This is a genomic window from Dorea ammoniilytica, from assembly GCF_025567415.1.
GTDB lineage: Bacteria > Bacillota > Clostridia > Lachnospirales > Lachnospiraceae > Claveliimonas > Claveliimonas ammoniilytica.
Genome location: NZ_JAOQJV010000029.1, coordinates 1 through 8,378, shown reverse-complemented (window position 1 = coordinate 8,378; position 8,378 = coordinate 1). Strand labels below are relative to the sequence as shown.

8 protein-coding genes are annotated in these 8,378 nt (G+C 39.4%); 7 read left to right on the top strand and 1 reads right to left on the bottom strand.

The window, feature by feature from the left end; genetic code table 11:
* Positions 1-238 precede the first annotated feature (238 nt).
* Positions 239-1,255, top strand: coding sequence for a macro domain-containing protein (locus OCV65_RS13105; RefSeq protein WP_262582447.1), 1,017 nt, complete (start codon positions 239-241; stop codon positions 1,253-1,255).
* A 24-nt stretch (positions 1,256-1,279) separates the two neighbouring features.
* On the opposite strand, the gene OCV65_RS13100 is transcribed toward OCV65_RS13105, so the two are convergent.
* On the bottom strand, positions 1,280-2,347 hold the full coding sequence (locus OCV65_RS13100) for a P1 family peptidase (protein WP_262582446.1): 1,068 nt from the start codon (positions 2,345-2,347) through the stop codon (positions 1,280-1,282).
* A 281-nt stretch (positions 2,348-2,628) separates the two neighbouring features.
* On the opposite strand from OCV65_RS13100, the gene OCV65_RS13095 reads away from it, so the two are divergent.
* From OCV65_RS13095 to OCV65_RS13070, 6 genes are all read left to right on the top strand, one after another.
* Complete coding sequence (locus OCV65_RS13095; RefSeq protein ID WP_262582445.1) at positions 2,629-3,579, top strand: alpha/beta hydrolase; 951 nt, start codon at positions 2,629-2,631, stop codon at positions 3,577-3,579.
* Complete coding sequence (locus OCV65_RS13090; RefSeq protein WP_262582443.1) at positions 3,576-5,393, top strand: DUF6320 domain-containing protein; 1,818 nt, start codon at positions 3,576-3,578, stop codon at positions 5,391-5,393. The genes OCV65_RS13095 and OCV65_RS13090 overlap by 4 nt, the downstream gene beginning before the upstream one ends.
* A 408-nt stretch (positions 5,394-5,801) precedes the next feature.
* A complete protein-coding gene (locus OCV65_RS13085) occupies positions 5,802-5,969 on the top strand; it encodes a hypothetical protein (protein ID WP_262582442.1) in 168 nt (55 codons plus the stop codon).
* 27 nt (positions 5,970-5,996) lie between these two features.
* Positions 5,997-6,722, top strand: coding sequence for a hypothetical protein (locus OCV65_RS13080; RefSeq protein ID WP_262582441.1), 726 nt, complete (start codon positions 5,997-5,999; stop codon positions 6,720-6,722).
* 27 nt (positions 6,723-6,749) lie between these two features.
* Positions 6,750-7,625, top strand: a complete 876-nt coding sequence (locus tag OCV65_RS13075) for a DUF2075 domain-containing protein (RefSeq protein WP_262582440.1) — start codon at positions 6,750-6,752, stop codon at positions 7,623-7,625.
* Between the two features lie 17 nt (positions 7,626-7,642).
* The gene (locus tag OCV65_RS13070; RefSeq protein WP_262582439.1) at positions 7,643-7,963 is read left to right on the top strand and encodes a nucleotide pyrophosphohydrolase; all 321 of its coding nucleotides are present in this window, start codon (positions 7,643-7,645) and stop codon (positions 7,961-7,963) included.
* Positions 7,964-8,378 lie beyond the last annotated feature (415 nt).

Sequence of the window (8,378 nt, the reverse complement as noted above, 5' to 3'; positions counted from 1 at the left end):
GAGCCATAAATCAGATAGTTGACGAAGAAAAAGGATTGTTATACACTTGGGAAAAATAAAGCGAATTCTATTCTATCTTAGGGTCTCTCTAATCTTTCCCAACTGACAGTAGGTTTACACCATCGTATTATTCCGTTATCATTGATATTGTTCCGCTAAAGAAGTATACTTTATCTTAGATTGGAGCGATAATCTGTGTTTATGGCAGTAAAACAGAATCTGAACAGGGAGGTCATCTATGCCTTTTGAAATAGTACGCAATGATATTGTAAATATGCAGGTAGATGCGGTGGTAAACACTGCAAATCCCAATCCTGTCATCGGCTCTGGCGTCGACAGCGGAATACATAAAAAAGCCGGACACGAGTTGTTGGTGGCAAGACAGAAAATCGGCTGTATTGATTTTGGTGATGCAGCTATTACCCCAGGATTTGATTTGGATGCCAGGTATGTTATCCATACCGTAGGACCTGTTTGGAAGAATGGCAGTCACAGAGAGGAGCAGATTTTATCTTCGTGCTATAGGAACTCCCTGACATTGGCCAAGGAGCATGAGTGCGAATCTATTGCATTTCCTTTGATAGCTACAGGCAATTACGGATTTCCGAAACCTCTCGCTCTGCAAATAGCGGTTCGTGAGATCAGTACGTTCCTGTTGGAAAATGAAATGCAGGTTTACCTGGTTGTGTTTGGCAAAGAAGCATTCGCCCTTTCGGAAAAACTGTTCAAATCCGTTAGCAGTTACATTGACGAAAACTATATCCGCAGCAAAACGCTTGATGAATATGGAACGGAAAGCATGTATGGTTCTCGTCTTGAAACAAGGCGTATAAGAGAACAGGAATGCTCTGATATGTCTGTAGGAGCAGCTATACCTATTGATTCTGATGATTGGGGGCAGCTGCTTAAAGATCTGGATGCAGGCTTTTCTGAAACACTCCTACAACTGATTGACCGTACCGGAAAGAAGGACTCTGAAATCTACAAAAAGGCAAATGTGGATAGAAAGCTGTTCTCGAAAATCCGAAACAATATGGACTATAGACCATCCAAGACAACTGCACTGGCTTTCGCCTTTGCACTGGAACTGGATGTTGATGAAACAAAAGACTTTATTGGCAGAGCAGGGTTTGCCCTTTCTCACAGCAGTAAGTTTGATGTGATTGTGGAGTATTTCCTGGTAAATGGGAATTACAATGTGTTTGAACTGAACGAAGTTCTGTTTGCTTTTGACCAGCCGCTTATTGGCGCATAAAAATGTCGCATATCATCAGACTATTCATTCTGGATCCCTATCGTTAAGGTATTCTGCAAGGCTGTAATACAACTCGCCCTTTCTTCCACGTGTCTGTTTTGCAGCTGTCATGGAATTTAAGATTGCTTCCTGTTCAGCTTCTGCTGCAGCGAGAAAAGCCCGGTTGATCACATGCTCCGGAATTGCTGATAGATGAAGCAGTTCTTCTTCACAACCGGACGGAATCCGGTTTGCGGTTGTAAATCCGATCATGACTTCTCCGCTTCCGTGACCTGTATAACCGCCGGTTCGTGCAATGCCAACCCCTGTTCTTTTCAAAATCCGTTTGAGCTGACGGCTTGTTAATGGGAGATCAGTAGCCAGAATGCTCATGATGGAACCTTTGTCTTCTTCGGAGGCAGCCATATCATTCTTTTCTTGCTTCCATTCCAGAATTTTTGGACCAACAGCTTCTCCGTTCAGTATAAAATCTTCGGTCGCACCAAAGTTTGACTGAACCAGAACGCCGATGGTGTATTCTTTTTCACCAATACAGATCACGCGGGATGCAGATCCGATTCCACCTTTCATACCGTAGCAGATGGTACCGGTACCGGCGCCTACATCCCCTTCTTCGAACTCTTCAGCAGCAACCGCAAAAGCCTGTCGCACTTTTTTTTCACCAACTGCACGTTTCTGGATCTGGTTAATCCTGCAATCATTGCACTCGCCAACGACAGGATTGATGCTCATGGGTTCCAGCCCATCGTTCTGGCACTGTTCGATCACGATACCAACAAGCGCATCCCACACCTTTCCGACATTTAACGTATTTGTAAGGGCAATCGGTGTTTCAAGGGTTCCAAGTTCTTCTAACTGTACCAGACCGGCGCTTTTTCCAAATCCATTGTGGACATAGGCTGCCGCCGTATAGTGATGTGCAAATGCATTGTCCGGTCCAGGGACGATCACGGTCACACCGGTATGATTTTCTTCCATGTTTACAGTACAATGTCCTACCAGTACACCAGGTACATCCGTGATTGTATTTCTTTTTCCTGTTTTCACTCTTCCGGGTACAATTCCAAAGTCTCGAATCCGTTTTTTCTCCACGCTGTGTTCCTCCTTGGATTTTGGCGACTATTTCCAATGATTGTATCATAGTTTTTGAGAAATAAAAACAGGATGTAGGAAATTAGAGGTTTAATAATGTTGAGTATACGGATATGTGGAAGATCACTTGTAACTTGTAAGATGGAAACATGTTAGATGCATCAGTCATTCAGTTGGCTGGTGCTTTTTGCAATATTAAATTCATTTTAATAAGCATTTTATGATATAATGGGCTCGTAGTCTTTTATAGACATAAGAATGAATATAGGGAGAATATAGTATTGATCAATCAGACTGCAAAGAAAATTTTGAAAGCATTATCCTTTGATGGTGTAGAAGTAGAAGCATTTCGTCATATGGCGGATTTAAAAAGATTGGATCCAATGAAGATTTTTTATAAAAAAATAGATGAGAAAATATATAACGGGAGTCATGCAGTCCCGATTCGTATTTTCTTTCCAACTGAAAAGAGCTTTCGCGAGAGTGAAGAAAAGAAGCATAATATTCAAGATAAAAAGTTACTTTTGTTTATACATGGCGGTGGCTGGGTAACAGAGAGCATTGATAATTATGAAAGAATTTGCGCTCGACTTGCTAATGCAACCGGACAGTATGTAGTTGCAGTTGAATACAGACTGGCACCGGAAGATAAATTTCCGGCTGGTCTGGAAGATTGTTATGCGGTTGCCAAAGCTTTATATTCCGGTGATTTTATGCTCAACATAAAACCGGAAAATATTACATTGATCGGAGATAGTGCCGGAGGGAATCTTTGTGCAGCATTATCTTTGATGGCTAGAGATCGCGGAGAATTTAGGCCGAACAGACAGATACTGATCTATCCGGCTACATATAATGATTATACGGAGAATTCACCATTTCCATCTGTTAAGGAAAATGGAACAGATTATCTTCTGACAGCTGGGAAAATGCAAGATTATATTAATCTTTATGCGAGAAATGAAGAGGATAAGAAGAATCCTTATTTTGCACCATACATAGCAGAAGATTTAACGAATCAACCGGATACGTTGATTCTTACATGTGAATTTGATCCGCTTCGAGATGAGGGGGAAGCGTATGGGGAGCGCTTAAAAGAGGCTGGCAATCATGTGGAGATACATCGGATCAAAGATGCACTACACGGATATTTTGCGTTGGGGATCAAGCAGCTTCATGTACAGGAAAGTTTCACCTATATCAATGAATTTCTGAAAGGGGAAACACTGTGAGTAAGAAAAAAGCACGTTGGAGAAAATTAGATAATGCAGCAAAATTATATTCTGCTGCCAGTAATAAAAAGGATACGAGAGTATTTCGTTTTTACTGTGAATTGAAAGAAGAAGTAAATCCTGACGTTTTGCAGGAAGCATTGAATCAGACGATAGAAACATTTCCGACGTTTTTAATGGTGCTTCGCAAAGGATTATTCTGGCATTATCTTGAGCCATGTAATTTACGGCCGATTGTAAAGGAAGAGTACAAAGAGCCTTGTAGCAGACTCTATATAAAGGATAAGAAGACCCTGCTTTTTGAAGTAACCTATTATAAAAAACGAATCAACTTCGAAGTGTTCCATGTATTGACAGATGGCACAGGAGCGACAGAATTTTTAAAAGAACTGGTAAAAAATTATCTCTATCTTATTCACAAAGAAGATGGATTAGAACAAGTTTCATTGTTACCAGAAGATATGACGGTACAAGATCAAGAAGATGATAGTTTTTTGAAATATTATTCAAAAGATCAGAAACGACCGAAAAAAAGAAAACTACATGCTTTCCAGATACGGAGAAAAAAGAAAGACGGAAATCATCTGCATGTTCATGAATCTGTTGTTTCAGTTCAGGCAGTGTTGGAGCGGAGCAGGGAACTCGGTGTATCTATGACAATCTTTTTGACAGCATTATTTATGATGGCAATAAATGAAGAAATGTCTAAGATGCAAAAGAAAAAGCCGGTCGTGTTAATGGTTCCGGTTAACTTAAGAAAGTTTTTCCCATCTTCATCGATGTTGAACTTTTTTAATTGGATTGAGCCGGGATATAATTTTACCACACAAGATCAAAGTTTTGAGGCAATACTGAAATATACGAAAGAATTTTTTGAGACAGAACTGACAAAAGAAAAGATGTCAGCGCATATCAGCGAGTTGCTCGCTTTGGAATTGCATCCGATTCTGAGGCTTGCACCTTTGGAATTGAAAAATCTATGTATTCAGGCCGGGGCAAAATATTCAGAGAAGAACACGACAGCAATTTTTTCTAATATGAGTACGGTTAAAATGCCTGCGAGTTATGCGCCTTATATCGAACGATTTGGTGTGTACACAAACACTCCTAAGCTTGAATTGTGTTTGTGTTCTTTCCAGGATAAATTATCATTTGCATTTACATCCAGATACGACACGGTGAACATTGAACGTAACTTTTATCGCTTGTTAAAAGAACAGGGAATTGCATCTGAAAAAGTAAAACCTGAATTTCCAAAGACAGGTAAGCCAAGTGAACAGGAAATGAAAGTCTATAAAATTTATAGCTTTCTGTGCATTGCAATTGTTGCAGCAATGCTTGTTACGGAGTTTAATTTCCATCCTAGAATTCGTTGGACCTTATTTACAGCCGGAGGCATTGTGACAATGTGGATTGCCTCATCGATTGGATTTTTTAAACGCTATAACCTGCTGAAAAATGCGATGTGGCAGCTTTTTATCGGTACTATTATCTGCTTTATCTGGGATGCGCAGACCGGTTGGCACAGTTGGTCTGTAGATTTTGTGCTGCCGATCATGAGTGTATCTACACTTGCAGCGATGTTTGTAACCGCCAAAGTGCAGAAAAGCCCTGTGCGAGAGTATCTTATTTACGAAATTATGGCTGCCGGATATGGATTGATCCTTCCGGTAATCTTACTCTTATGCAAAGTGGTGAAAAATCCAACAGTAAGTATGTTTGGAGCGTTAATATGTTTCCTGTTTCTTGTAGCACTGATATTGTTTAAAGGAAGAGAATTTAAAGAAGAGATGCAGAAAAATCTGCACGTATAAAATAGTGTTGATGAAACATTAAAGCTTCCCCATGAGGAACGCCCATCGGGAAATATGGGCGGATGCACCGAGAGTATCTAAAAGCCAGTGATCAGATGACCTGAGTTAGAGACATGAACAGCATCCACAATCGGGCAGAAGAAATTGTGTTGGAAGAAATCGTATATAGATAATATCTTGCCGGACTTCATTTTCGATGGAGTCCGGCTTTCTATATTCAGAAGCAGTATTTCCTATATCGGCAAAAAGCGTAGTGGCTCAACTTGAATACTGTTGATATTTTTTGCCGATGACGTGGTATACTATGTAATAGATTAACGTAGTTTTTGATTCTGTGTTGATACTGGATTTACTTGTTTTGGTCTTGTAGAGCAGAATTATGAGCTGCCGGAAGAAATCCTTCATGAGATGGGAGTTCATACAATCCCTGTTCCGAGGACGGAAGTATCAAGAACTGGAGTAAATACCACTGCTATTGATACACAGATTCAGAGAGCAGAATATGAAACTATTGATATTACTGTTCTTAAGAGGGGAATAATTGGAGTTAATAAGATTGGATATGCTCCCGTATAAAAATAAGATTGGAAGGAAGTGGTTAGAATGCATGCTATAGTCAGACAGGGGGATGGAAAGTATTACGTATCACCGGTATTTGGATATTATAAGGATGTTAAGTCTAAGGATGACTATCAGAGATATCTTGAAAGCATTCATACACCATATTATGTCGTATGGGATGAAGCAGGTGAACATCTTATTAAATGGTTTGCTATGCAACCTAATACAAAATATCTGATTCCACAGATTCTTATTATTGAGAGTGGCCAAGAAGGCTGGATAGAAGATGAGGATGGTGTTGGAGGAGTGGATTTTCTTCCAAGAGAGGTTGCAGATCAGATTATAGATAGTGGGTTATTCCCTGACGGCGTATTTGAAAAATGCAAGGCGGTTGGAGCTGGATATGAGTACAAGCCTGAGCAGGAAATCCTCACGCAAAAAGATATAGAAAATTTGGAATGGGCATCAGGTGGTTTCCATGATGCCTGCATACAAGAATGCAAGCTACAAGATGATGGTAGTTTATATGTGAAATTTGATGGTACTTGGGGTTGCAAGGTCGAAGTGTGGTTCTGGGGAGATGTTGAGTATGATATTTCAAGCAGAGATCCAGATGAATGCGATCCTTATTGGTACGGCTCAACAGTTATTATCTGGGATGACTTTGTTTACTTTGTTGACGAAGAGGATATGACCGTGGATCAGATTAGCGATGGATATTGTTGGTTCAAAGCAAGACACATGAAATACCGCATAATTCCTGATTAATTGACGGATATTCTGCCATTAAAAAATATGGCAGAAAAATCTTTCCGCCCTTGCTTGACACATGCTGATGAAGCCCACCGGCTTAATAAAAAATCCGGTATGTTCCAAAATATGGGAGAGAACCAGATAAAAGAAATCATTCATGCCGCTGCTTGTAGTGTGTTTTTTATTGATGAAAGTCAGAGGGTTACACTATCAGATATTGGAAGTGTAGCTGAAATAGAAAAGTGGGCGGCTTTGGAAAAATCAGAAATTATAAAAATGCAGCTTGTTTCTCAGTTCCGCTGTAATGGCTCTGATGGATACCTGGCATGGTTAGATCAGGCATTGGAAATTCGTGAAACAGCAAATTATAATCTTGACGGAATTGATTACGATATTCGCATCTGTGATACACCTGAAGAAATGGAAGCAATTGTGCTTGAAAAGAATTGTGCAAGAAATAGAGCAAGAATTCTCGCAGGCTATTGTTGGAACTGGCCGAAGGCTACCAGAAATAATACAAATTTCCATGATATCGAGATTGGAGATTATTCCATAAGCTGGAATCTAAATGGCGGAGATGCATTTGCAATCAGTGAAGAGTCAGTTCATGAAGCTGGATGTATTCATACATCGCAAGGTTTGGAATTCGATTATACGGGTGTCATTATTGGTGATGATATGCGATTTGAAAACGGGAAAGTGATTACAGATTACACAAAACGTGCAAAGACCGATAATTCTTTGAAAGGAATAAAAACACTAGCAAAGAAAGATAAAGAAAAAGCGAATCAGGTTGCAGATGAAATTATAAAAAATACATACAGAACACTTATGACAAGAGGGATGAAGGGATGTTATGTATATTGCACAGATAACGCCCTGGCACAATATTTTAAGAAACTGTTAAAACAAAAATGATAAAGGGGTAAAAGTCTATGAAGGAAAAAACAATAGAGCGTATTCGCAAATTTACAGAAGAGCGTGATTGGGAACAATTTCATACTCCCGCAAATCTTGCAAAATCGATTGTGATTGAGGCAGCAGAGTTGTTGGAGTGTTTTCAATGGAGTGATACTGAGTATAATCTGCAGCATATAAAAGAAGAACTGGCAGATGTACTTGTTTATTCACAAAATCTTCTTGATAAATTGGAACTTGATGCAGATGAAATCGTGAATATGAAGATGAAGCAGAATGAAGCAAAGTATCCAGTAGATAAAGCAAAAGGAAATGCGACGAAATATACGGAGCTGTAGTCTGTTGGTTATCAAAAGGTAGTGGATTCGGAAAAATCATTGGTGGCTATGCATTCCAGATCAACTATGATGAAAGCAAAAAGCCGTCTTTTAAATCAGATCGCTACTAGTTTACAGTTGTGATGCCAAATTTGAATTACAATGTCCGTCAGAATGTCCCTCAGAAAAAAGTCCAATCCGTTGGAAAGCTCAATATTGAACATGATAAAAAAGGATAATAAAATCAGTACAGAAAAAATGGAAATCGTCTGTTGAGGATATTCAGAAACGAATTAAATAAATCTGGTGGTCCTATGTCGAAAGAAAGAGAAAAAGTAATATAATGGTCTCATAAATTAAGACACTTTTTCGGACAGTTTTTAATGAATCTGATATACTTAAACCAGTATGAAAGAAAGGATCCATTATCATGTCC